At 61.0% G+C, this 24,706-nt stretch carries 24 protein-coding genes; 14 read left to right on the top strand and 10 right to left on the bottom strand.

The genetic code is table 11. The features are described from left to right. The first annotated feature begins 36 nt into the window (after positions 1-36). Complete coding sequence (locus tag ARCT_RS0124260; RefSeq protein ID WP_027242423.1) at positions 37-1,302, top strand: glycerate kinase type-2 family protein; 1,266 nt, start codon at positions 37-39, stop codon at positions 1,300-1,302. Between the two features lie 6 nt (positions 1,303-1,308). Here the strand turns inward: ARCT_RS0124260 and hpaR are convergent, their stop codons facing one another. Beyond that, positions 1,309-1,743 carry a homoprotocatechuate degradation operon regulator HpaR gene (gene hpaR, locus ARCT_RS0124255; protein WP_027242422.1) on the bottom strand — a complete coding sequence of 145 codons (435 nt, stop codon included), beginning with the start codon at positions 1,741-1,743 and terminating at the stop codon, positions 1,309-1,311. 144 nt (positions 1,744-1,887) lie between these two features. Here hpaR and hpaD point away from each other — a divergent pair, with 144 nt between their 5' ends. The 7 genes from hpaD to ARCT_RS0124220 all read left to right on the top strand — a co-directional run bounded on the left by hpaD (position 1,888) and on the right by ARCT_RS0124220 (position 9,557). After that, on the top strand, positions 1,888-2,868 hold the full coding sequence (hpaD, locus tag ARCT_RS0124250; RefSeq protein WP_027242421.1) for a 3,4-dihydroxyphenylacetate 2,3-dioxygenase: 981 nt from the start codon (positions 1,888-1,890) through the stop codon (positions 2,866-2,868). A 75-nt stretch (positions 2,869-2,943) separates the two neighbouring features. Continuing rightward, positions 2,944-4,353 carry a pyridoxal phosphate-dependent decarboxylase family protein gene (locus ARCT_RS0124245; RefSeq protein ID WP_027242420.1) on the top strand — a complete coding sequence of 470 codons (1,410 nt, stop codon included), beginning with the start codon at positions 2,944-2,946 and terminating at the stop codon, positions 4,351-4,353. A gap of 201 nt (positions 4,354-4,554) precedes the next feature. Continuing rightward, the gene (locus ARCT_RS0124240; RefSeq protein ID WP_027242419.1) at positions 4,555-5,730 is read left to right on the top strand and encodes a substrate-binding domain-containing protein; all 1,176 of its coding nucleotides are present in this window, start codon (positions 4,555-4,557) and stop codon (positions 5,728-5,730) included. Between the two features lie 154 nt (positions 5,731-5,884). Continuing rightward, positions 5,885-6,661, top strand: coding sequence for an ABC transporter ATP-binding protein (locus tag ARCT_RS0124235; protein WP_027242418.1), 777 nt, complete (start codon positions 5,885-5,887; stop codon positions 6,659-6,661). After that, positions 6,654-7,376, top strand: coding sequence for an ABC transporter ATP-binding protein (locus tag ARCT_RS0124230; RefSeq protein WP_027242417.1), 723 nt, complete (start codon positions 6,654-6,656; stop codon positions 7,374-7,376). Before ARCT_RS0124235 ends, ARCT_RS0124230 begins: the two co-directional genes overlap by 8 nt. Positions 7,377-7,458: 82 nt before the next feature. Further along, positions 7,459-8,490, top strand: a complete 1,032-nt coding sequence (locus tag ARCT_RS0124225) for a branched-chain amino acid ABC transporter permease (protein WP_027242416.1) — start codon at positions 7,459-7,461, stop codon at positions 8,488-8,490. Continuing rightward, positions 8,487-9,557: a branched-chain amino acid ABC transporter permease gene (locus ARCT_RS0124220; RefSeq protein WP_027242415.1), complete on the top strand. Its 1,071-nt coding sequence runs from the start codon at positions 8,487-8,489 to the stop codon at positions 9,555-9,557. Before ARCT_RS0124225 ends, ARCT_RS0124220 begins: the two co-directional genes overlap by 4 nt. 373 nt (positions 9,558-9,930) lie before the next feature. On the opposite strand, the gene ARCT_RS0124215 is transcribed toward ARCT_RS0124220, so the two are convergent. The 4 genes from ARCT_RS0124215 to ARCT_RS0124195 all read right to left on the bottom strand — a co-directional run bounded on the left by ARCT_RS0124215 (position 9,931) and on the right by ARCT_RS0124195 (position 14,648). After that, on the bottom strand, positions 9,931-11,586 hold the full coding sequence (locus ARCT_RS0124215; RefSeq protein ID WP_027242414.1) for a DUF4139 domain-containing protein: 1,656 nt from the start codon (positions 11,584-11,586) through the stop codon (positions 9,931-9,933). Between the two features lie 282 nt (positions 11,587-11,868). Then, positions 11,869-12,246, bottom strand: coding sequence for a hypothetical protein (locus tag ARCT_RS0124205; RefSeq protein ID WP_027242413.1), 378 nt, complete (start codon positions 12,244-12,246; stop codon positions 11,869-11,871). A gap of 127 nt (positions 12,247-12,373) precedes the next feature. After that, positions 12,374-13,396, bottom strand: coding sequence for an aspartate-semialdehyde dehydrogenase (locus tag ARCT_RS0124200; RefSeq protein WP_027242412.1), 1,023 nt, complete (start codon positions 13,394-13,396; stop codon positions 12,374-12,376). 79 nt (positions 13,397-13,475) lie between these two features. Beyond that, positions 13,476-14,648, bottom strand: a complete 1,173-nt coding sequence (locus tag ARCT_RS0124195) for an MFS transporter (protein WP_027242411.1) — start codon at positions 14,646-14,648, stop codon at positions 13,476-13,478. Positions 14,649-14,785: 137 nt separating this feature from the next. Here ARCT_RS0124195 and ARCT_RS0124190 point away from each other — a divergent pair, with 137 nt between their 5' ends. Continuing rightward, positions 14,786-15,937 (top strand): DUF3095 domain-containing protein, encoded by a 1,152-nt coding sequence (locus ARCT_RS0124190; protein ID WP_036785399.1) that lies wholly within the window; start codon positions 14,786-14,788, stop codon positions 15,935-15,937. A gap of 43 nt (positions 15,938-15,980) precedes the next feature. Here ARCT_RS0124190 and ARCT_RS0124185 read toward each other — a convergent pair whose 3' ends face one another. Beyond that, on the bottom strand, positions 15,981-16,631 hold the full coding sequence (locus ARCT_RS0124185; protein WP_027242409.1) for a carbonic anhydrase: 651 nt from the start codon (positions 16,629-16,631) through the stop codon (positions 15,981-15,983). A 175-nt stretch (positions 16,632-16,806) separates the two neighbouring features. On the opposite strand from ARCT_RS0124185, the gene ARCT_RS0124180 reads away from it, so the two are divergent. From ARCT_RS0124180 to ARCT_RS0124165, 3 genes are all read left to right on the top strand, one after another. Next, complete coding sequence (locus ARCT_RS0124180; RefSeq protein WP_027242408.1) at positions 16,807-17,166, top strand: hypothetical protein; 360 nt, start codon at positions 16,807-16,809, stop codon at positions 17,164-17,166. A 346-nt stretch (positions 17,167-17,512) separates the two neighbouring features. Beyond that, positions 17,513-18,913 carry a leucyl aminopeptidase family protein gene (locus ARCT_RS0124170; protein WP_027242406.1) on the top strand — a complete coding sequence of 467 codons (1,401 nt, stop codon included), beginning with the start codon at positions 17,513-17,515 and terminating at the stop codon, positions 18,911-18,913. 5 nt (positions 18,914-18,918) lie between these two features. Further along, positions 18,919-19,683, top strand: coding sequence for a C40 family peptidase (locus ARCT_RS0124165; protein WP_027242405.1), 765 nt, complete (start codon positions 18,919-18,921; stop codon positions 19,681-19,683). Between the two features lie 165 nt (positions 19,684-19,848). Here ARCT_RS0124165 and ARCT_RS0124160 read toward each other — a convergent pair whose 3' ends face one another. The 4 genes from ARCT_RS0124160 to ARCT_RS0124145 all read right to left on the bottom strand — a co-directional run bounded on the left by ARCT_RS0124160 (position 19,849) and on the right by ARCT_RS0124145 (position 22,230). Then, complete coding sequence (locus ARCT_RS0124160; protein WP_154665427.1) at positions 19,849-20,187, bottom strand: DUF2794 domain-containing protein; 339 nt, start codon at positions 20,185-20,187, stop codon at positions 19,849-19,851. A gap of 84 nt (positions 20,188-20,271) precedes the next feature. Continuing rightward, positions 20,272-20,721, bottom strand: coding sequence for a hypothetical protein (locus tag ARCT_RS0124155; RefSeq protein ID WP_027242403.1), 450 nt, complete (start codon positions 20,719-20,721; stop codon positions 20,272-20,274). Then, entirely contained in the window at positions 20,714-21,415 is a 702-nt protein-coding gene (locus ARCT_RS0124150) for an ArsR/SmtB family transcription factor (protein ID WP_027242402.1), read from the bottom strand. The genes ARCT_RS0124155 and ARCT_RS0124150 overlap by 8 nt, the downstream gene beginning before the upstream one ends. Before the next feature lie 188 nt (positions 21,416-21,603). Beyond that, positions 21,604-22,230, bottom strand: a complete 627-nt coding sequence (locus ARCT_RS0124145) for a TetR/AcrR family transcriptional regulator (protein WP_027242401.1) — start codon at positions 22,228-22,230, stop codon at positions 21,604-21,606. A 577-nt stretch (positions 22,231-22,807) separates the two neighbouring features. On the opposite strand from ARCT_RS0124145, the gene ARCT_RS0124135 reads away from it, so the two are divergent. Further along, positions 22,808-23,737 (top strand): AEC family transporter, encoded by a 930-nt coding sequence (locus ARCT_RS0124135; protein WP_027242399.1) that lies wholly within the window; start codon positions 22,808-22,810, stop codon positions 23,735-23,737. A 134-nt stretch (positions 23,738-23,871) separates the two neighbouring features. Then, a complete protein-coding gene (fghA, locus tag ARCT_RS0124130; RefSeq protein WP_027242398.1) occupies positions 23,872-24,705 on the top strand; it encodes an S-formylglutathione hydrolase in 834 nt (277 codons plus the stop codon). Position 24,706 lies beyond the last annotated feature (1 nt).

Raw genomic sequence — 24,706 nt, 5'->3', positions numbered from 1 at the left:
GGGTTCGCCCGCTGCCAACGCAAGGTAAAGAGCAAGATGACCCCCCTTCCCCAAGACGCCCGCGCCCTGTTTGACGCCGCCGTGGCCCGCGCCGACCCCGCAAAAGCGCTCAGGCAGGCGCTGCTCTCGACGCCGCTCCCCGCTTTGGAGCCCGGCGGGCAGAGCTATATTCTGGCGCTCGGCAAAGCGGCGGTTCCAATGATGCGGGAAATGCTGCGCCATATCCCTGAACCGCGTCAGGCGCTTGTGGTCACCAATCCCGAAAACCTGACAGAAGTCCCCGGTGCAACGGTTCTGGCCGGATCGCACCCGCTGCCGGATCAGGCCAGCGCCGATGCCGGAGCAGCGGTCATGGACCTGTTGTCGCAAACCACCGCGCAGGACCGCGTCACCGTGCTGGTCTCTGGGGGAGGTTCCTCGCTGATGGTGGCCCCGGCGGCGGGGATCAGCCTGGCGGACAAGGCTTCTGTTGGCGCGGCGCTGCTGTCCTCGGGGCTGGAAATCAACGACATGAACCTGGTGCGCCAGCAACTGTCCGCGCTGAAAGGTGGCGGCCTGCTGCGCCATGCCGCCCCGGCTTCGGTGCAGGCCTATATCCTGTCGGATGTGATTGGCGACGATCTGCGCGCCATTGCCTCGGGTCCGACTGTTTCGGCGCTGGGGGACCCGGCGGCGGCGCGCGCCCTGTTGCAGCAAGCCGGGATCTGGCAGGACCTGCCCGAGACCGTCAAAACCCATCTGTCACAGGAGCAGAGCCACAGCGCCCTGCCAGTGGCGCACAACAACCTCATCGGCTCCAACCGTCACAGCCTTGCAGCGATGATGGAGCGCGCCCGTGCCCTGGGCTGGCAGCCGCAGCTGGTCAGTGATCATCTGGTCGGCGATGTCTGCGCGGCGGTTGAAGAGATCCTGCAAGCGGCCAAGGCAGCGCCGACAGACCAGCCCGTTGCGCTGATCTTTGGCGGTGAGACCACCGTGCGCCTGCAGGGCAACGGGCGCGGCGGCCGCAACCAGGAACTGGCCCTGCGCATGGCCCAGCGCGGCGCGTCCGAATTGAGCGGAGACTGGCTGTTCCTCTCGGCTGGCACAGATGGCCGTGACGGCCCCACCGATGCCGCCGGCGGCTTTGCCACACCGCAGACCTGGCAGGCAATTGCCGATGCGGGCAAGGACCCTGCTGCTTTGCTGGCCAATAACGACAGCTACGCCGCGCTCAAAGCCGCCAAAGCCCTGCTGGTCTGCGGTGGCACCGGCACCAATGTGGCAGATGTTCAGGTCTTTCTGCGGCGGGCAGCAGGCTAAGCTTGCTTAGAGCTCGATCTTGTCGAGTTCGTTCAGAAGATCCAGCAGCGCCTCATAGCGCTCTTGCCCCATTTTTTCGCGGGTGCGGTCCACAATGGCGATGCTGGCGGCGATATTGGCCTCGATGATCTTGCCCCCCGCTGCGGTGATACGGATCACCTGGCGGCGCCGGTCCACCTTGTCGCGTTTACGGCTGATCAGCCCTTTTTCGTCCAGCTTTTGCAGGATCCGCGTCAGGCTGGGCAGCAACAGGCAGGCCTGTTCGGCGATCTCGGTTGGATCAATGCCGTCGTTTTCCTGCACAACCCGCAGTACCCGCCATTGTTGTTCCGTGAGATCCACATCGCTCAGCAGATGCCGGATTGGCCCCATCACGCGTTCACGCGCCCGTAACAAGGCAATTGGCAAAGAGCGGGCGGTAGATGGCAAACGATTTTTCATATCTGCTTATCACTCATAATCCTGCCCAAAGGCAATTGCGGAGGCGCATTTTCACCGTTTGACAGAACGCCACCAAATTGCTACACATGTTAACAACAAATGTGAACCTCTCCGGTCCCCCCGTTTCCACTTAGGAGCCCACCCATGCCAGTTCCCGCCCCCGTGCTCTATCCTCCTTTCAACATCGTCCGGCTGTCCCATGTAGAGTACCGCGTCACCGATCTGGCAGCCTCTCGCAGGTTCTACGTCGAGATCCTGGGGCTACAGGTAACCCAGGAAGACGAGAGCCACATCTATCTGCGGGCCATGGAGGAACGCGGCCATCACTGCATCGTGCTGGTTCAGGCCGATAGCGCCGATGTCGGTGTCTTGGGGTTCAAGCTCTATGACGCGCCCGACCTCGACAAGGCCGCAGCCTTCTTTGCTGCCAAAGGCCTGCCGGTGGATTGGGTCGAGCGCCCTCATATGGGACGCACCCTACGCACCCGTGACCCCTGGGGCATTCCGCTGGAGTTCTATGTAAAGATGGAGCGCCTGGAGCCCATTCACCAGAAATACAGGCTCTATAACGGGGTAAAACCCCTGCGGATTGACCATTTCAACATGTTCTCGGCGGATGTGGATGCCTCCGTCGCCTTTTACAACGAGATCGGTTTTCGGGTGACGGAGTACACAGAGGACGACGAAAGCGGCAAGGTCTGGGCCGCCTGGATGCACCGCAAGGGCGGCGTGCATGACGTGGCCTTTACCAATGGCACCGGCCCGCGCCTGCATCACACCGCGTTTTGGGTGCCGACACCGCTCAACATCATTGATCTGCTCGATCTGATGTCCACCACCGGCTATGTCAGCAATATCGAACGCGGCCCTGGCCGCCATGGTATCTCCAACGCATTTTTCCTCTATGTGCGTGACCCCGATGGCCATCGGATCGAGATCTATTGCTCGGATTATCAAACCGTTGATCCCGACCACGAGGCAATCAAATGGTCACTCAAAGACCCACAGCGCCAGACGCTTTGGGGGGAGCCGGCGCCACGCAGCTGGTTCGAGGAAGGCTCGACGTTTGAAGGCGCCGCCACCCAAGAAAGCGCCCTCAAGGCACAGCCAATTATCGCCCCTTAGTATAACAATGAGAACAGCCCCCTTCCCTTGGGTGGGGGCTATCCGGGCCAAGGCCCGAACACTGGAGTTTTGACAATGAAATGGGATGAATTCTCAGGCTGGGGCCGCCGCATTGCGGATTGGGCGCAGGACTATCACCTGACCGTTGGCGACAAGCCGGTACGCGCCCGCACCGAACCCGGCGAGGTGCTGAACGCCCTGCCTGCAACGCCCCCCGAGGGTGGTGAGGGCATGGAAGCGATCTTTGCCGATTTTGAAGAGATCGTGATGCCGGGGATCACCCATTGGCAGCACCCGCGTTTCTTTGCCTATTTCACCTCCAATGCCGCGGCGCCCTCGGTGCTGGCAGAGTTCCTCACCTCGGCCATCGCGCCACAATGTATGCTCTGGCAGACCTCTCCGGCAGCAACCGAGATGGAAACCCGGATGATGGACTGGCTGCGCCAGGCGCTGGATCTGCCCGAGGAGTTTCAGGGCGTCATCCAGGATAGCGCCTCGTCGGCGACCCTGGCTGCTGTCCTCACCATGCGGGAAAAGGCGCTGAACTGGCAGGGCAACCAACAGGGGCTGTTTGCGCAAAAACCGCTGCGGATCTATTGCTCCAGCGAAGTGCATACCTCGGTGGATCGCGCCATCTGGGTGGCCGGCATTGGCCAGCAAAACCTGGTGCGCGTGCCGATCAAAGGCGACTGGCGCGGCATGGACCCTGCGGCGCTGCGCCAGGCAATCGAGGCCGATATTGCCGCCGGAATGCAGCCTGCCGGGCTGATCCTATGTGTGGGCGGCACTGGCACCGGTGCCACTGATCCGGTGGATGACTGCCTGCAAATCGCCGAAGACTACGGGCTGTACAGCCATATCGACGCCGCCTGGGCAGGATCGGCGATGATCTGCCCCGAATATCGCCACTACTGGTCAGGGGTGGAGCGCGCCGACAGCATCGTCTTTAACCCGCACAAATGGCTCGGCGTGCAATTCGATTGCTCGGCGCATTTTTTGAAAAACCCCGACGATCTGGTGCAGACTCTGGCGATCAGCCCCGAATATCTAAAAACCCACGGCAAAGACGGCATCATCAACTACTCGGAATGGTCGGTGCCGCTGGGCCGCCGTTTCCGCGCCCTAAAGATCTGGTTCCTGATCCGCACCTATGGGCTGGAAGGGCTGCGCCAGCGCCTGCGCAACCATATCACCTGGTCCGAAGCCCTGCATGACAGGCTCGCCGCGACGCCGGATTTTGAGATCGTCACGCCGCCGATGTGGTCGCTCTGGACCTTTCGTTATGCCCCCAAAGGCGCCTCCGATCTGGATGATCTGAACCTGAGATTGGTCAATGCTATCAACGACGACGGGCGAATTTACCTCACCCAGACGCGGGTCGATGGCGATCTGGTGATCCGCTTCCAGGCCGGTCAGTTTGAAACCACCCAGGCCGATGTGATGATGGCCCATACTGTCATCACCGAAATCGCCGCGACGCTCTGACCTGCTCTCCCCGGCTTTGCCTCTCGCTGATGCTGCGCCTTGCGGCGGATGGAGAGGCAAAGTAAGCCTTTGGGCAGGGGAGAGACGCCACATACGTATTTCCCTGCAATTGACCAGAATGCGAGGCCGCCGTTAGCCTGAAGGCACAGGAGCGAGACTGCGCCAACCCTAGAAATTGGCGCGCCCTCAGGGAGGAACGACATGACACGCACTTTGCTAGCAGGAATGGTCTCTGCACTGGCACTGGCTTCGGCCGCCACCGCAGATATCAAGATCGCCCATATCTATGGCAAGACCGGCCCGTTTGAGGCCTATGCCAAACAAAGCCACGACGGGCTGATGCTGGGGCTGGAATATGCCACCGGCGGCACCATGGAGATCAATGGTGAGCCAATCGTGGTGATCGAAAAAGACACCCAGCTGAAGCCCGAAAACGGCAAGGCCCTGCTGGAAGAGGCCTACGGCGACGACGACGTCGATCTCGCCGTTGGTCCGGTCAGCTCTGGCGTCGCCCTGGCAATGCTGCCGGTAGCCGAGGAATACGAAAAGATCCTGATTGTTGAGCCCGCCGTGGCCGACAGCATCACCGGTGAAAACTGGAACCGCTATATCTTCCGCACCTCGCGCAATTCATCGCAGGACGCTGTTTCCAGCGCCATCGCCCTGGCGGGTGACAACGTCAAGATCGCCACTCTGGCGCAGGACTATGCCTTTGGTCGCGACGGGGTTGCCGCCTTCCGCGAGGCCCTGGCCACCCAGGGGATCGAACTGGTCCACGAAGAATACGCCCCCACCGACACCACCGATTTTACCGCCGCTGGTGAGCGTATTTTTAATGCCATGAAGGACCTGGACGGCCCCAAAAAGCTGTTTGTGATCTGGGCCGGCGGTGGCAACCCGCTGGGCAAGATCAACGCCATGGATCCGGGCCGCTTTGGCATCGAATTTGCCGGCGTTGGCAATATCCTCGCGGCGCTGAAAGGGTTCAAAGACTATGAGGGCATGGAAGGTGGCACCTATTACTACTACGAGCTGCCCGACAATGAGGTGAATGACTGGCTGGTCAAAACCCATTTTGAGCGCTTTGACAGCCCTCCGGATTTCTTCACCGCCGGGGGCATGGCCGCAGGCATCGCCGCAGTTGAGGCGATCCGCAAGGCGGGCTCTACCGACACCGAAGAGCTGATCACCGCGATGGAAGGCATGGAATGGGAAACCCCCAAGGGCACCATGCGCTTCCGGGCTGAGGATCACCAGGCGCTGCAGACCATGTACCATTTCAAACTGACCGTGCAGGACGGTGTTGAATGGGCGGTGCCAGAACTGGTGCGCGAGCTGTCGATTGACGAAATGCCGATCCCGATCCGCAACCAGTAAATCTGTAGACAGTCAATCTCCATGGCCCGAGGATACAGTCTTTGGGCCATGGTTTTAGCAGCGGGCCGCAAGGCCCCAGTCTGCCCCTTTTCTCAGACCGGGCGCGCAGCCAGTTGCGCGGCACGCGCCCTTTAGAGAACACTCCGAGATCAAAATGACCCAACCCATTCTGAAGACCCGTGACCTGACCGTCCGCTTTGGTGGCCATGTCGCGGTTGATGCCGTCAGCTGCGCTTTTAACGCTGGTGAGCTCACCGCGATTGTTGGCCCCAATGGCGCCGGAAAAACCACCTATTTCAACCTGATATCGGGCCAGATTCCGGCCTCTGGCGGCGCGGTCTCGCTGCGGGGCCGCGACATCACCCGCGCCTCCGTGTCTGCCCGCACCAAGGCCGGCATTGGCCGCGCCTTTCAGCTGACCAATCTGTTTCCCGGGTTGAGCGTGCTGGAAAACCTGCGGCTGGTGGTGCAGGCAAAACTGGGGCGCGGCTTTAACCTCTGGTCCATGGTGTCGCGCCATCAGGATCTGACAGATCAGGCCGAAGAGATCCTCGCCCGTGTGCGCCTGCTGGATCAACGCGATCAGGTGGTTTCGGAACTGTCCCATGGCAACCAGCGCAAACTGGAGGTCGCCCTGCTGATCGCCCAGGACCCGGATGTCTATATGTTTGACGAACCCACCGCCGGCATGAGCGTCGATGAGGCCCCCGTTGTGCTGGATCTGATTGCCGAACTGAAACAGCAAAAAGACCGCAGCATTTTGCTGGTGGAACACAAGATGGACGTGATCCGCAGCCTCGCGGATCGCATCATCGTGTTGCACAATGGCGCGCTGGCCGCAGATGGTGCCCCGGCTGAGGTCATGGCCTCGGATGTGGTACAAGAAGCCTATATGGGCCGCGGCCTCGAAGGAATTCTCGCAGATGTCTGATGCAATCCTGACGCTGGATGGCGTCTACACCAATATCGCCCAGTATCACATCCTGCAGGGTGTTGACCTGCAGGTGCCGCGCGGCGGCGTCACCATGCTGTTGGGCCGCAACGGTGTTGGCAAAACCACCACCCTGCGCAGCATCATCGGCCATTGGCGCGCCCATCAGGGCCGCATCCTGTTTGATGGCACCGACATCACCAAGCTGCCCACCCCGGCCATTGCCCGTCTTGGCATCGGCTTTGTGCCCGAAGACATGGGTATCTTTGCCGATCTCACGGTTGCGGAAAACATGACCCTGGCCGCCGTCAGCGGCCCGATCAATTCCGCCCGGCTGGACTGGATCTTCACCGCCTTCCCGCCGCTCAAAACATTCTGGAAATCCGATGCCGGCACGCTCTCGGGCGGGCAAAAACAAATGCTGTCGATTGCCCGTGCCATGATCGAAGAACGTAAGCTTTACCTGATTGACGAACCCACCAAGGGGCTGGCGCCAGCAATCATCTCTACCATGGCCAGGGCCCTGAAAGATCTCAAAGACCAGGGCGCCTCGGTGCTGCTGGTAGAACAGAATTTTGCCGTCGCCAAAGCCCTCGGCGACAGCGCCAATGTGATGGATGATGGCCGGATGATCTGGTCCGGCGAGATGGCGGAACTCGGCCGTGATGCCGCTCTGCAAGAGCGCCTGATGGGCCTCAGCATGGAGGCCCATTGATGATCATCGCCCCCACTCTGCCGCGCTTTGCCCTTTGGCTCCCCTGTGGAGCACTCCCCCATAGATCGCAGGAGGCCCAGACATGAGCGCTGCACCTGAACACGCCCCCACCATGGCCCAGACCACCCTGTCTGAGCGCATCGGCCCCTATATGCCAGTCCTGCTGGTGCCGCTGCTGGCCATCGCCGGATTTCTCGCCATCCTGAATCCCGCCAGCTGGCTGACCCTCACGGTTTCCGGCCTCGCCATGGGCATGATGATCTTTATCATGGCCTCGGGTCTGACGCTGGTCTTTGGCCTGATGGATGTGATCAACTTTGGCCATGGCGCCTTTGTCTCTGTTGGTGCCTTTGTCGGCATTACCGTGCTGATGGGGCTGGGCCATCTGACCGAGGCGCCCTCGCTGATGCTCAACCTCGGCGCCGTGCTGCTGGCTGTCATCGGGGCCATGCTGGCCACTGGCGCCATGGGCTGGGCCTTCGAAAAAGTCATCGTCGCGCCCGTGTATGGCCATCACCTGAAACAGATCCTGGTCACCATGGGTGGGCTCATCGTGGTGGAACAGCTGATCATCGTGCTTTGGGGACCCGAAGAGATCTACTTCAACCGCCCCGAAGCGCTGAAAGGCGCGGTGACCTTTGCCGGCGCCGCAATCGAGAAATATCGCCTGGTGGCCGTCGCCGTGGGCCTTGTGGTCTTTGCCGCCATGCGCTGGGTACTGCGCCGCACCAAGATCGGTCTGATTGTGCGCGCCGGTGTCGAGAACGGCGAGATGGTGCAGGCGCTTGGCTATCGGCTCAAGCTGGTCTTTGTCGGTGTCTTTATTGCCGGCTCCGCCCTCGCGGGCCTTGGTGGCGTCATGTGGGCGCTCTACCAAGAGGTCATCACCGCCCATATGGGCAATCACGCGATGATCCTGATCTTTATCGTGGTGATCATCGGCGGGCTTGGCTCTGTTGAGGGCTGCTTTATTGGCGCTCTCCTGGTGGGGCTGATGCAGAACTACATCGCCTTTATCGAGCCCAAAGCCGCCCTTATTTCCAATATTGCCCTGATGGTCTCCATTCTGATGTGGCGCCCCATGGGTATGATTCCGGTGGTAAAAGCAAAATGATCCGCTCTCTTCTCTCCGGCGACATGCCGCGTTCCCTGCCGCTGGCGCTGATCCTTGGCGGCATTCTGATCTGCCTGGCGCTGGCCCCCTTCCTGTTTCCCGGCGTGCGCACTGTTGATACCGCGGCGCGGATCTGCGTCTTTATCGTGCTGGTGGCCAGCTATGATCTGCTCCTGGGCTATGGCGGCATCGTCAGTTTTGCCCATACCATGTTCTTTGGCATCGGCGCCTATGGCGTCGCCCTGACCTCAACCCATATGGGCCGCGGCTTTGATGCCATTGCCATCGGTGCCCTGGCCGGCGCAGGTCTGGCAGCGGCACTGGCGCTGCTCATCGGGCTGTTCTCGCTCCGCGTTAGAGCCATCTTCTTTGCCATGATCACCCTCGCCGTGGCCTCAGCTGTGGCGGTGCTGGTCAGCCAACTCTCGGGCCTCACCGGCGGCGAAGATGGCCTCACCTTCAAAACCCCGCGTGAACTGGGCCCGGCCTTCAAATTTGGCAAGGAGATGTTTGACGGCGCGCTCTTTGGCGTCAAACTGAACGGCAAATTGCTCGCCTACTACTTTGTCTTCCTTGGCGCGACGCTGCTGTTCCTGGCGCTGCTGCGGGTGGTGAACTCGCCCTTTGGCCGGGTGTTGCAGGCGATCCGCGAGAATGATTTCCGCGCCGAATCCATTGGTTACCGGGTGGTCTACTACCGCGTTGCCGCCACCTGCCTCTCTGCGGCGATTGCGGCACTGGCGGGCTCCCTCTATGCGGTCTGGCTGCGCTATGTCGGCCCCGACACCGTGCTGTCGATGGAGCTGATGATTGATATCCTGCTGATGGTGGTCATTGGCGGCATGGGCACGCTCTATGGGGCCATGATCGGCGCCACCCTGTTTGTGCTGGCGCAGAACTATCTGCAAAACCTGATGGGCGCCGCCTCTGGCCTGGTCGAGGGAATGCCGCTGCTGCCCGAACTGCTCAGCGCTGACCGTTGGCTGCTCTGGCTTGGCGTGCTGTTTATCCTCAGCGTCTACTTTTTCCCAACCGGCGTTGTGGGTCGGCTGCGCCAAAACCGCTAGCCTCCCCCCTGCTCCCCCCCTGCCAGATGGAAACAGCCACCTGGGGGAGCCTGCCATCTGTGGGTCAAGGGCCGCTGCAAGCGGCCGCGCGCCAGCGCGGTTCACCCTTGACGCGCAGCTCTTTTACAAACTGAAAACAGGCCCTCAGGGCAGACCTGCCCCTGAGGGCCTTCTCAGCCAGATTTTCTTTCTCTTGCACCGCGTCAGCGGTGCCCTCTCACGGAACCAGCACCGCGACAGCGGTGCCGGGCCCAACGGGAACGGAGGGATCTTTGATCCATCCCCGTTCCGGGCGGGAGCCCCCCCTTTTTATGTGCACCGCTTGTTATGTGCACCGCTTGGCGAAGGTGCGGGGGGCTGGACAAAATCCGGCTCAGCGCAGCAGTTTGCCCTCGGGCCAGCTCAAGGTGGTTTCCAGCCGGATCAGCTGGTCCGCGCCCGGCGCCAGATCAAACTCCCAGGCCAGAATACCACGCTGTTTGTCGACATTCTCTTCGCTCGCACTGGGCTGGGCGCTCCAGGTGATCTCCAGCTCTTCCTGCTCGCTATAGGGCACCCGGTCGAGCAGGCGCAGCGGCCAGGTCTCTCCCGTCAGGTTCTCCACCGAGATCTCGACCACTTCCTGCTGCTGGTTGCTGCGCGAAATCATCCCACGCTCGCCTTCGCTTTTCTGCAAGACAGTGCGCGTCAGTTGCAGCCCGGGAATAGCCCCAAAGCCAAGCTGGAACTCCTGCCCAGCGGCGGCCCCGTAAAAATCCACCAGTGTCACCAACTTACCATCGACAAACATTGGCACCTGATATCCCGGCAGGAGATCCTCACCAAATGTATTGGTGGTTTTTGCAACACGATAGGCGGTATCATCGCGCATTGGTACTGCAACCGCTTGCACCTCTACCTCTGTGCTCAACGCATCCATATCAAGCTTCACAATATCCACCCCCGAGGCCAGAGAGACCGGATACCCAAAGCGATAGGTCACCCCCGGACCACTGGTATCTGCCCCCCAGGCTGGTGTGGAGGCTTCCTCCACGACCACCACGGGTTCCACCATCGGCGCGGGCGCCTCGGCTGCAATGTAATCTGCGACCGCCTGGTTGCGCATTTTGGGCTCTGGGCGGGGGTCCTCAATCCGACGCCGCAAAGCATAAAGTTCCGAAGGCGATCCCTGCTCTCCCGGCTGCAGGGTCGAGATCGTGAGGGCGACATTCTCCCAATTCTCCCCGGTTCCCTGCTGCAGGCCAAATCCGCGTTTCAGAGTAACCTCAGGTGTCTCTCCGGTGCTCAGGTGCCACTCATAGCTTGGCAGGGAAGCAACCTCGCCTTCGGTCAGGTAGCGCAGCTCCAGACTGGCGGGCCCGGCTTCGGCCACTGCGACTTCGACAACCAGATACAGCCGATCCTCATCCTCTCGGTCGATGGCCGCCAGCTCCTGTTCGGCCTGCGCAAGTTCCTCTTGCAAACCTTCCAGCCGCTCCTCAATGGCACGCGCCCGAATCTGCGCCTCCAGCGTCTGTTTTCCGGCGGCATCTGCCTCACTGGCAATCATCCGTGTAATATCGCGCAGGGCCTCCGCGCCGGCCTCGGCCAGCCCTTCGTTTCTGCCCAGTTGCTCCAGAAAACCAATCGCGGTTTGGGCAGCCACAGCTTCAGTTTGAGCCCGGCTGGCCTCATCGCGAACCGCCTGAATACGGGCCTCAACCTCTTTGATCACCGCCTCAGCCGCCAGCACTTCTGGATCGTCAGCGCGCCGTGGCGGCACGCCATCCTCGCGAAACAACAACGCGGTCTGGGTTGCTCCGCTCAGCTCTATCTGCAGGGTCTCCATAGACGCGCTCTTGGGAATGTTGCGCAGGATCAGACGATGCTGTCCGGCTGGCAGATCAAATGCGGCGTGCCGAGTGATTTCAGCCATTTCGGGGAAGACCGTGACCGCAGCCACCCGGCTGTTGACGGTAATGTCATCGGCCCAGGCAAGGCTGGCGACCGAACTGGCCAGCAGCGACAGCAAGGAGAGGGAAAAACGCATGAATGTCTCACAATCAGGTTTGGAGCGCAGGTCCGGCCCACCGTCCCGGATTGGAACAGCAACCGACCCGCTCAATTGTCCTGATAGTAGAGCGTCAAGGCGCAGATAAAAGCATCAGTTGCCAAGCGGTTGTGATCTGGCGCAAATTTGCCGAAGCCCCGCCACGCTACCACAGAAAAACAAAAACGGCGCCGTTCTGGCACCGTTTTGAACCTCATTGGCTGCGCTGCGCACACCGCACGCGGGCAGCGCCAATGGGAAGCTCATAATCCCCAGCTGAGATCAGTGCCGCGCCACCGGGGCATCTGCCATCATGCGGGTTGGCGCCTTGCGCACCGGGCGCACCCGTTTGAACCGCTGCTCCAGATCTGCGGCAGGAAAGCCCAAAAAGGCACAGGTGCAGATTTTGACATGGCTCTGCGCATCATAAAGATGCATGTGGCCCTTGGCACGTTTCATGTAGAAGCCTTTGTCCTGCAGACCCGAGCGCAGCTCTGACCAGGTCGTGGCCTCTTGGAAATGTGGCGTCAGCATGATCCGCAACTGAATGGCCATTTCAGAATCCATCCGGTCCTGGTCACTGGCGCTTGACCAGGCCGTCTGCTGCATGGCCGCGTCGCCGGTTGTCTGTGTTTCGCGTTCAAAATCTTTCGAGTACATGGCTCAAACCCCGTTTTCATATCCCACCCTTAAGATATTGCGTTTTATGGCTAGATTTGGGCAGCCCTGCAAAAGTTTAGGGGCCGCCTCTTGCGAAGCGACCCCCTAACCTAAAGTGTAAAGAGCTTTAGCCTTTTTTGAGCACTTCACGGCCCAGAAGTTCCGCAATTTGCACCGCATTCAAAGCGGCGCCTTTGCGCAGATTGTCGCTGACACACCAGAGGTTCAAGCCGTTGTCGATGGTGGAATCCTGGCGTATGCGACTGATAAACGTGGCAAAATCGCCAACGCATTCAACCGGGGTCACATAGCCGCCGTCTTCGCGCTTATCGATCACCATGACGCCGGGGGCCTCGCGCAGGATATCGCGGGCCTCGTCTTCGTCGAGAAAATCTTCTGTTTCAATATTGATCGATTCAGAGTGGCCGACAAAGACAGGGACTCGCACGCAGGTGGCTGTGACCTTGATGGATTTGTCGATGATCTTCTTGGTTTCGGCGACCATTTTCCACTCTTCCTTGGTGGAGCCATCGTCGAGAAAGACATCGATATGCGGAATCACATTAAAGGCAATCTGCTTGGGGTAGACCTTTGGCGGCACCTCTTTGGTCGGGTTGTAGATCGCCTTGGTCTGCTCCCACAGCTCGTCGATCGCCTCTTTGCCGGAGCCGGAGACCGACTGGTAGGTCGAGACCACAACGCGTTTGATCTTGGCCCGGTCATGCAAAGGCTTCAGCGCCACAACCATCTGCGCAGTCGAGCAGTTGGGGTTGGCGATGATGTTCTTCTTGGCATAGCCATGGATCGCCTCGGGGTTTACCTCGGGCACGATCAGCGGCACATCGGCGTCGTAGCGATACAGCGACGAGTTATCGATCACCACGCAGCCCGCCTTGGCGGCCTTGGGGGCGTAGATCTTGGTCGCGTCAGACCCCACGGCAAACAGCGCCATGTCCCAGCCGGTGAAATCAAAGGTGTCGAGATCCTGCGTCTTCAACGTCTTCTCGCCGAACGACACCTCGGTCCCCAGCGACTTACGGCTGGCCAGAACGGCAACCTCATCCGCAGGAAACTGGCGCTCTGCCAGGATGTTCAACATTTCGTGGCCCACATTGCCTGTGGCGCCAACGACGACGACGCGATAACCCATTTTGTTTCTCCAGTATCACCCGGCCTTATGGCCGGCTGAGGTCTCATATAGGCAATTGCCCTGCATTTAAAGAGCCAGGTCAGTCGAGCCGGTCACGGCTGAACAGATAAATCACACATCCCATCGCCAGAGACAGAGCAAAGAAGCCAAAAATCGCCAGATAGGGCGCCGCAGGGTCCGCTGCGGCCATGTTTGTATGCAACCGCCCGGAAACAAACTGCATGATTCCCACGCCGCCAATGCCAAAGAAGTTGAGCAGCGTCACGCCGCGCCCCACCAGATGCGGTGGCACAAAGGCGCGACCATGGGCGATGATCACCGGGAAAGAGCCGCCCAGAAACCCAACCAGCGCCAGCACCGCAACCGGAAGCCAGACCGCAGCCCCGTCCACTGTAATCAACGCCCCCAGGGCCAGCACCGCCAGTGCATTGCCGCCAAAAATCACCCATTTGCGGCTGCCAAAGATCCGGTCCAGCGGCCCATAGGCAAAGGTGCCCGCCACCATGGCAATGCCCATGGCCAGCGCCGCCAGCCCGATCTCGCCGGTGCTCAGCCCATAGACATCGTTCAGGTACGGACCAATCCACAGCCCGCGCAGCGCGCCAGAGGGCGCATAGCAGACAAACATCAAAGGGAAGATCGTCCAGAGCACTGGCATCTTCAGCAATTCCAGCACCGACCCCTTCTGGCCGCCCTCAGGTTTGGCCGGATCCTGCACTGTCAGAAACAGACCTGCGGCCACCAGCCAGGAGGCCAGAGCCAACCCCCAGAGCGTCGCCCGCCAGCCAAGGTGCTCAACCGCAAAGGCTGTCGGGTAAGAGGCCACCAGATTGCCCACCGACCCCATGCCCAGCATCAGCGCTGCCAGAGTGGCAAAGCGGGCCGCCGGGTATTGGCGCGCAAAGATATAATAAGAGGCCATCAGCACCGGCGAACAGCCAATGCCGATAAAGAACATCGCCATGCTGACATGAAAGGGCGATGTCGCCAGCGCAAAGACCGCCGCGCCACCAGAACCGCCCAGGAACAACAGCCAGGCAGAGGTGCGGCGTGGCCCAAGATGGTCCAGCGCCCAGCCCACCGGCAGCTGCATGGCCGCAAAGGACAAAAACCACATACCGGATGCATCGGCGAGATCACTGGGCGTGGCGCCGATATCCTGCCCCAGCACCGTGGTCAGAACGCCAAGAAAGGCACGGAAAAACTGGCTCAGCACATAGGCCAGGCACAACATGATCAATCCAGCCTGCATCTTGAACGCTCCCTTTAGGTAGATCTCTTGCTTTGCGCGCCCATTGAGCATCTGTTGTCACATGTTCGCGACGCGAGCTTGCATGTTTGCAGCCCGGGTACAATTGTTTTGACATCAGACAGCAGAGATTGAGACGGATGATGCATATCGCCAAGTTTTACGAATCTCTGCCCCGACAGAGCCATTTTGCCAGCCTGACAAAGCCTGCAGCCTTTACCCCGCTTCCCGATGACTGGGTTATCTGCTGCAGCGACATCGTCGATTCCACCGGGCTGATTGCGGCGGGGAAATACAAGACTGTCAACATGGTTGGGGCCTCGGTGATTGCGGCCATGCAGAATGCGCTCGGCGGCGCTGCCTTTCCCTATGTCTTTGGCGGCGACGGGACCTCGTTTGCGGTCTCAGCTGAGCAGGCCGCCACGGCGCGCCTCACGCTGGCCCAACTGCGCCGTTGGGTGCAGCAGGAGTTTAACATTACCCTGCGGGTTGCGGTGATTGCCCTGACCGAGGTGCGATCCCAGGGGCTGGATGTCACCGTGGCCCGCCACGCGGTCTCTGCCAATGCGGATTACGCCATGTTTTCAGGTGGCGGCCTCGCCTGGGCCGAAGGTCAGATGAAGCAGGGCCATTCCACCATCCCTGCGGACACAGGCGACACGCCTCCCGATCTGACCGGGTTGTCGTGCCGTTGGAACACAATCCCGGCGCGCAATGGGCTGATCCTGTCGCTGGTGATGGTGCCAGGGCCAACCGCAACACCGGCGCAGTTTTCCCAGGTGGCCGCAGAGATCCTGACCCGGACAGCGGCTCTGGCGCGGGGCGGCCACCCGGTCCCGGCCGAGGGCCCCGGCATCGCCTTGCTGCCACAGGGGCTTGATGTCGAAGCCCAGCTCACCCATGGCACCGGGTCTGTGCTGCTAAAGCGGCTCACCCTGATGGCAGGAGCCATGCTGACAAGCTGGTTATTTCGCCGCAAAAAGCCCATGGGGCAGTTTGACCCCAATCACTATCTTGCCGTGATGAGCGCCAATGCCGACTACCGAAAGTTCGACGACGGGCTGAAAATGACCATTGATTGCACGCCGGATCTGCACAACGAGATCAAGGCGATTCTCCAACAGGCCCAGACCGCCGGTCATGTCCGTTTTGGCCTGCACGCGCAGGATGAGGCCAGGCTCACCTGTATCGTGCCCTCCGCCAGCCGCGATGATCACGTGCATTTTGTCGATGGCGCCGCCGGTGGATACACCCGCGCCGCCATCAATATGGGTAAAATTCGAAGCAACTAGGCCAGAGATCCCCCCTGGCACAGCGACTCAGGCAGGCTGGCTGTCAAACTTGCTGGAATACACCCGTCTTGGGATCGTAGCATTCCAGCCCACCTTCACCGATATCGGTCCACAACCCATGCAGGCTTAGATTGTCGTCTTTGACCGCTTCCTCGATAAAGGGAAAGGTCATCAGGTTCTCCAGCGAAGCCACAACCGCCTGACGTTCAAGCTCCCGCGCCTGGTGGTCTTCGTCTTCGATTTCGGCAACCAGATCGAACTTGGGTCTCAGGATATCCATCCAGCGCCCGACAAAGCTTTCCTTGGCTTCCAGGATTGGCGCATGGCCTTTGCACATATCAATACAGCCCTGCACGCCGCCACATTGCGAATGGCCCAGGACGATAAGATGTGAGACTTTCAGCACGGTTACGGCATATTCCACCGTGGCACTGGTGCCGTGGTGATCCCCATCGGGCGCAAAGGGGGGCACCAGATTGGCAATATTGCGATGGATAAAGAACTCCCCCTGATCGGCGCCAAAGATCGAGGTCACATGAACCCGGCTGTCACAGCAGGAGATCACCATCGCCCGAGGCCGCTGCCCCTCAGTCGCGAGGCGGCGATACCATCCTCGGTTTTCCGCATAGGACGTGGCTTTCCAGCCGTGATAGCGGGTGACCAGATAGCTGGGTAGAGGTTTAGCAAATTCCATTTAGAGCATCCCCTTGTGAATGTTAGCGGCGCTGATATCCCAAATTGTTCACAAATTCGAGGGATTTGAACAGCCCCGTGGAAACCTTTTGACAACCACTGGCAGGCAAATTGGCTTTGTACCGTGGGGGTACACTAAATTTAGGGTGAATGTGGTGGCTAATATACTTACTGTCATGCAGGTAGAAAACGTGCGTCTTGATCCAGACAAACTGGGCGAGCTTTACGCACAACTGGGCGAAGTTGGTGCCGAAGATGTCGTTTGTCGCGCCATCGAGGAACTGGCTGTGCGTCTGACACATTGCGAACGACTTTGGCGACAGAACAACATGGTTGATCTGCGCAAAAACGCGCGCTCCTTGATCGCAATCGCCGAACAGATCGGGATGAGCGCCATGGCGTCCATTGCCCGCGATGTAACCGCGTCCATTGATAACGAGGACGCACCGGCCGTGGCCGCGATCCTGTTCCGGCTCCTTCGGGTCGGCGAGCGCTCCCTGACAGCCGTCTGGGATCAGCAAGACATCACTGTTTGAACGCCCAGATCAAACGGAAAGACCAAACGCACTTTCTGAACGGCCCGACCCAACAGAAAGACTGACCACTAGAACTGTAGTGTAAAATGCCTACATGCCAGGCCGCCCTGGAGACTTAAATGGTCTCAGGCGGCCTTGGCCTGTTTGGGGTCATGCGCAGCGGCTATACGCCAAGCCCCTGCACCAAGGTCAAGCGCCCTGCACCAAAGTCATATGTAGCCCCGCAAATGTCCCTAAAACTCTGGCAGCACCCAAAACTCTGGCAACAAATGGCAGGCGGCCCTTGCAGGCAGCGGGCAGGCAGATACTCTGGCGGCACCTGACGCCCAACCGGAGTATCCTTCTTATGGCCCCTTGCTTTGCACCAGTCTCTGACACTGCTGTCCCCCTCTATCTGATGGAGCAGGATCAGCTGCAAGACTGGCTACAGAATCAGCCCAAGCCGTTCCAGGACTGGGTTTCGGCCAATAGCTTTACGGCAGGCTGCGGTCAGGCTCTTTTGGTTCCGGGGGGCGATGGCGCGGCATCTGTTGCGCTGGCCGGCTATGGCACTGCTGCGCAGCGCATGCGCCAACGGTTTACGCTGGCTGCCGCCGCAGAAAAACTGCCCGCAGGTAGCTATCAGCTGCAGACCGAGGCACAGGGCCTTGCCCGCCTGGACGCCGAAACCCTGTCGACCGAATGCCTTGGTTGGCTGCTGAGCCAATACCGCTTTAGCCGCTACAAAAGCACCACACCGATGGCGGCAGGCCTGATCGCCCCGGCCTCTGTTGATCAGGTCGCGATCGAATCTCTGGCCGCCGCCGAATGGCTGACCCGGGATTTGATCAACACCCCCGCCGCCGACATGGGGCCTGCCCAATTGGCAGAGGCGGTCGAGACGCTGGCGGCGGAATTTGACGCCTCCGTCGGGGTGATCAGCGGCGCCGATCTGCTGGAGGCAAATCTGCCGCTGATCCACACCGTTGGCCGCGCGGCAGAGCAGGCCCCGCGTCTTATTGATCTGCACTGGGGCAGTTCTGGACCCAAGCTGACCCTGGTGGGCAAGGGCGTCTGCTTTGACACCGGCGGGCTGAACCTGAAACCCGGCGCCAGCATGGGGTTGATGAAAAAGGACATGGGCGGGGCTGCAAATGTTCTGGGTCTGGCGCGGATGATCATGGCAGCCGCGCTGCCAATTCAGTTGCGGGTGTTGATACCTGCAGTGGAGAACGCCGTCTCCGGCAATGCCTTCCGCCCCGGCGATGTGCTGCCCTCGCGCAGGGGGTTGACGGTTGAGATCAACAACACCGATGCCGAGGGCCGCCTGGTGCTGGCCGATGCCTTGACCCTGGCGGATGAGGGCAGCCCAGATCTGGTGATCTCGATGGCGACCCTGACCGGGGCCGCGCGGGTGGCAGTCGGCCCGGATCTGGCGCCGTTTTATACCGACCATGACGCGGATGCAGCCGCGCTGGCGGCCCAGGCAGGCCCACAGGCCGACCCGGTCTGGCGGATGCCCTTTCATACCCCCTACGAGAGCATGATCGAACCTGACATTGCCGATCTCGACAATGCGCCTGCGGGCGGTTTTGCCGGCTCGATCACCGCCGCGCTGTTCCTGCGCCGCTTTGTCGGCGAGAGCCGCTATATGCATTTTGACATCTACGGCTGGACGCCCAGCGCCGCTCCGGCCCGTCCCAAGGGCGGCACCGGACAGGGCTGCCGGGCGCTGTTTGCCGCCCTGCCCGACCTGCTGGGGTTGTAAGCACCATGACCAAAAGTGCCTCAGAATTTGCCCGCATTGCCCTGCCTGTTGTTGATCTGTTGCGCGCCCCCGACGGGCCGCGCGACCGTCAGCTTTTGTGTGGCGAGGCGGTAGAAGTCCTGGAACAAAATCAGGGGTGGGCCCGTATTTGCGCGGCCAAGGACGGCTATCAGGGCTATCTGCCCGCCACGGCGCTGGCCCCGGCGCAGGTGAACAGCCATTGGATCAGCGCCCCAGCCAGCCACGCCTATAGCGCCGCCGATTTTAAATCCCCCGAAGTTGCAGCACTCAGCCTTGGCAGTCAGGTCCTGGTCTCTGGCAGGGAGGGGCGGTTTGCCAAAACCGGCCAGGGCTATATCCCCTGGGTGCATCTCACCCCGATGGATCAGCGCCTGAGCGATCCACTTTCCGTCGCCATCGGTTTTCTTGGCACGCCTTACCTTTGGGGCGGAAACAGCCGCTTTGGCATTGATTGCTCGGGACTGGTACAGGTGGCCTGCCTTGCCTGTGGCATTGCCTGCCCCGGCGACAGCGGCCCACAAGAGCGCGAATTGGGAACACTGCTGCCCGCCGGCAGCGCCTATCAGCCTGGTGATCTCTTGTTCTGGAAGGGCCATGTTGCTTGGGTCCACGACCCCAACACCCTGCTGCATGCCAATGTCCATGCCATGGCCGTGGCGCTGGAACCACTGGAACAGGCGATCTCCCGCATTGCCGATCAGGGCGACGGCCCGGTCACCGCCCACCGGCGGCTACCACAAACGGGCTGAGCCATCAGGCAAGCACCCCCGGCTTGGTCAGCGCCCGGCTGGGTCTCAGTCTTGCCTGCTGTATCGGCCTGTTTGCATCCGCCAGCCTGCATCCGCCTGCCTGTTTGCATCCGCCAGCCTGCATCCGCCTGCCTGTTGTCTCGGCCTGCCTGTTGTCCCGGCCTGCTATTTCACCGCCCGGATGAGTTTACGCTCCAGCACCCGCAGCACCGCCTTTAGGTCGCTGCCGCGTTTCAGGATCTGGCCATCCATCCCCACCACCGCATACAGCCCCTGGCGATTGCGCAGCTTGGGGTGTTTTTCAATCCGGTACAGCGGGTGTTCAGCGGTGCGGCGAAAGACCGAAAACACCGCGAGGTCCCGCAGGCAGGAGATCCCGTAGTCGCGCCACTCTCCGGCGGCCACCATGCGGCCATAGAGCGACAAGATCACCGACATTTCACGCCTGTCAAAGGCCACTTGCTGCGGGATAGGCGCGCCCTGACTGGGCGGAAAGGGATCCATAGTCATGCCCCAAGACTCGCCGCAACGACGGGATTAATCAAGCCATTTTGCACCGGCCCTGCCTCGGCTTGCACCAGCCCGGCTTCAGCGATGCGCCTCGGGCACCCAATCTGCGGCCTTCTGGTTCCAAAACCGGTTTGGGTTTGCCTCATCCTGGCCACGCCGATGCAGGCTGCGCGCCGCCGCAATCAGCTGGAATACCGGCTCTTCATAGGGGTGGGCCTGGTAGATGGCACAGAGCAACGGCGCCAGTTCCTGGCCCTGTTTGGGGACAAAGATCTGCAATTCAACGCAGGTCACCGCAACCGCCTGGTCGGTTGCCTGATTGCGCCCTCCGGGGCGGGAGCGAAACTGCTGCTCCCCGGCGCTGGTGGTATAGGACACCTGATCATAATCACCCCAGTGTAATGGCTCCTGCGACAGGATCGCCTGCAAGACCCGCGCGGCGGATTCTTGTGGCACCTGGACCAGCACCCGTGTGCCCTGTTCGAGGGTAAACCGGTCGGAGCGGATGGTGTCAAAGGTCTCAGGCATTGATCAGCTCCTCACAATGCAGATCCAGAATCTCCTGCAGCGCCCGGGACCCCAGCCCGGTGATCTGCAGCCCGCGTTTGTGGCTGTTGCGCGTCACCCAGCCCTGATCAAAGAAATGAGCCAGGATCTGTTTGCCCAGCGGTCCCGAGACATGCAGCCTGCGCTCGGTCCAATCCATGCAGGGGCGGGCAAAGGGCTGGCGTGCCTCAGCAGCCGAGGGCCTTTGTGGCAGGCACACGCCCAGCTTTTGCCAGATCTCATGGCCACAGGCACGAAAGCCACCGTTTTCCTCGATCAGCATGTCACGGTCCAGAAATTTCCCGGTAAGTGCCACCGCCACGGGGCCAGCCAGGTGGTCGTAGCAGCTGCGCAGCTGGGCAATATCCCCCGCCTTGCGCCGCTGGGCCAGATGCAGATGCGAGCTGGGCGCGATGGCGGCCAGCTGCTCCAGCACCCCGGCCACCTCGGCATTGGCGAGGCGGTGAAACACGCACCGGCCGCGTTTCTCGGCCAGCACCAGCCCGGCGTTTTGCAACATGCGCAGATGCGCCGTGGCGGTCTGGGCGGTGATGCCCGCCGCCGAGGCCAGTTCCTTGTTGGTGAAAGACCGCCCCTCCATCAGCTCACACAGCATCCGGGTGCGGCTGGCATCGCTCAAGGCCTGGCCAATAATATCAAAGCGTGGTGTTGTCATGCCCCAAGGCTAGCCCTTTGCAGCGCCCCTGCCCATAGAATTCCCTTCGCCGCAGAACGAAGAATGCGCCAGGGATCGCGGTCCCAGGCGATACTCCTCTGGCCATACTCCTCTGGCCATACTCACCAGGCCATATCCCCTGGCAGACCCAGCCCGGCGAGACCACAGCGCCCAGGAGCGCGCTGTGATCAGACCGGCGCCGCCGCGTAGCGGGCCAGGAATGTGTCAACGGCGCCTTCAATGATCCTGCTGCGTTCTTCCTCTGAAAAGCTGGTGTCGATTTTGAACAGAAAACGCGGCACCAGATCGGCACGGCAGAGTTCTGCAAACTGATCCGCGGCGAGGTCAAAATCCTCGATCTGCAACTCGCCCTTTGCGGTGGCGCTGCGCAGGTAGTCACGGATTTTGCCGCGAATCAACATCGGACCGCTTTCATAGAACTGGCGTCCCAGATCAGGAAAGCGGTCGGCTTCGGCGACGCAGATGCGAAACATCCGCAGGCCAAAATCAGACAGGCTGGCTGACAGGATATGCCCGGCCGCGCTGCGCAGGATCTGACGCGGGGTGCTGGAACAGGTGGCCAGAGTCATCGGAGCATCCGCCTGACGGGCACATTCGCTGCGGGCGACCTCCATGAACAACAACCGCTTATCCGGAAAATAGCTGTAGAGGGTCGCCTTGGAGACCCCGGCAACCCGGGCAATGTCGTCAACGCTGGCGCCTTCAAATCCGTCTGCCAGAAACACCTCACGCGCGCCTTTCAGGACCTGATCAAACTTCCGACCGGTTCGCAGAATGCTGGCGTGTTCGTTCATGGCTGACCTCGTGGCACTGGCGGAGTAGAACCTTCAGTCTAGCCCAGAGAACTGTAGCGCAACACCTTTCTCTTTGCTCTCGTTTCACCACCCTGCCCAATAGGTCAGGCATGGGACATGCCAAGAAATCACAAAGCAAGCGCTCCCGCCCACCCTTCAGCCTTCTGACGAAGGCTGGGGCCGTTGGGGGTGGCGCCGCGCTGCCGCGCGGCGCGGTGTCGCGCCACAGCCCCCTTCCCGCCCCCTGCAGGCCTGGCCCCCAGGCTCCCTTCTCCTTCCCCTTCCCCTTCCCCTTCCCCTTCCCCGAACAGCATCAACACGGCATCAACACTGTGGGCCTGTTCTTTTGGGCTGATCTCAAAGGGACAGATCTCAAACCGGGCGAGCTCTAAATTAGACGGATCAGGGCTGGATCACCCACGCCGCGCGGCAGCGCGGCGCCAGGCCCAACGGGAGGCGGGCATCTATGATGCCCAAACGACGGGCGGGAGCCCCCCCTTATTTTTCCCTGATGCTTTCCAAACACCTCCGACCTTTCCACCTTGCCTTTTCACCAAAAGCCGCTACCACTCTGGCAATGGCCGATATTTTCTTCAGAACACTCCCCTTTTTTGCAATCATCGGCCTCGGCTACTGGGCGGGACGGACGCGGTTCTTCACCGAAGAGGCCACCGCCTATCTCACCAAGTTCATCTTTTTCTTCCCGCTCTCGGCGATGATCTTTCGCTTTTCCGCCAATCTTTCCTTTGCAGAGATCTTTGATCCCGACCTCGTCCTGGCCTATCTCGCGGGCACAATGGCGGTCTATTTGCTGGTGACCCTGGTGGCCGTGCTGCGCCGCCTGGACATGCCCACCGCCGCCGTCGAGGCACAATGCGCCGCCATCGGCAATGTCGGCTTCCTCGGTCTGCCCATGATGGCGATGCTCTTTGGCGAAGCCTCCATTGCGCCGATGATGGTGGTGCTCAGCGTCGATCTGGTGGTGTTTTCCTCGCTGATCGTCATCCTGATCAACCTCGGGCGCGGCTCTGGCCTGGGTCTGAAAACCTTCAAGCTGGTGCTGCTCGGGCTGCTGCGCAACCCGATGATCCTGGCCATCTGCGCCGGCCTCGCCTGGTCCGCCGCTGAAATCCCGATCCCGGTGCCGATGAATGACTTTCTGTCGATCCTGGGCGGGGCTGCCACCCCCGGCGCGCTGTTTGCCATTGGTGCCTCGCTGGCGTCAAAATCGGCTGAGCGGATGCAGATCGCCGTCTGGCTCAGCTTTGCCAAACTGGTGCTGCACCCGCTCTGTGTCGCGCTCTGCGTGATCACCCTGTTCCCGGTCAGCAGCTTCTCAGCCATGGTGGCCATTGCAGCGGCCTCTCTGCCGGTGGCAGGCAATGTCTATATGCTGGCACAGCACTATGGCGTGGCGCCGCACCGGGCCTCGGCCGCCATTCTGATTTCAACCCTCGCCTCCATCTTCACCGTCCCCATGGTGATTGCCTGGGTCTCGCAGCTGTAGCCGCCCGCTTTTGCGGCAGCAATTCAGCGAATTGTAACGTGATTGCCGCAATAACAAAGCCAGCTGTCGCGCCTCTACTGGACCCGCGCCGCCCCGACAGGTAGCGGTAAGGCAACCAATCATAGGAGCCCACCATGGAAACCCTCTCGCAAAACAAGGCCTTTGCCGGCCAGCAAGGTGTCTACCGTCACAAAAGCACTGCCACCAACTGCGACATGACCTTTGGCCTGTTCCTCCCCGAAGAAGCCAAGGACGGGCCGGTGCCAATCCTGTGGTATCTCTCGGGCCTCACCTGCACCCATGAAAACGCCATGACCAAGGCCGGTGCCCAGGCCTGGTGCGCCGAGCAGGGCATCGCCATTGTCTTTCCCGACACCAGCCCCCGCGGCGAAGCTGTCGCCGATGACGAGGCCTATGACCTGGGCCAGGGCGCTGGCTTTTACGTCAATGCCACCCAGCAGCCCTGGGCGGCGCACTACCAGATGTGGGACTACATCGCCGAAGAGCTGCCCGCGCTGCTGGCGGAAAACTTTGCCATCGATCTGGACCGCCAGGCCATCACCGGCCACTCCATGGGCGGCCACGGCGCGCTGACCCTGGCAATGAACCTGCCGGGACGGTTCAAATCGGTCTCGGCCTTTGCACCGATCTGCAACCCGACCGGTGCCGACTGGGGGCGCAAGCAGCTTTCGGCCTATCTGGGCGACGATGAAGCCGCCTGGGCCAGGCATGATGCCACCTTGATGATGCGCGAAAGCGGATTTGACGGGCCGGTGCTGATTGATACCGGCACCACTGACCAGTTCATCGACCTGTTGCGCCCCGAAACCCTGGCCGCCGCCATGGCAGAAAAGCGCCAAGAGGCCACCCTGCGCCTGCAGCCGGGCTATGATCACAGCTATTTCTTTGTCTCCAGCTTCATGGAAGATCACGTCACCTTCCACGCCGAAGCCCTGTACCGGGATTAAT

The organism is Pseudophaeobacter arcticus DSM 23566 (assembly GCF_000473205.1).
Lineage (GTDB): Bacteria > Pseudomonadota > Alphaproteobacteria > Rhodobacterales > Rhodobacteraceae > Pseudophaeobacter > Pseudophaeobacter arcticus.
The sequence above is the reverse complement of the archived record's forward strand: the minus strand, read 5'-3'. Positions and strand labels throughout refer to the sequence as shown.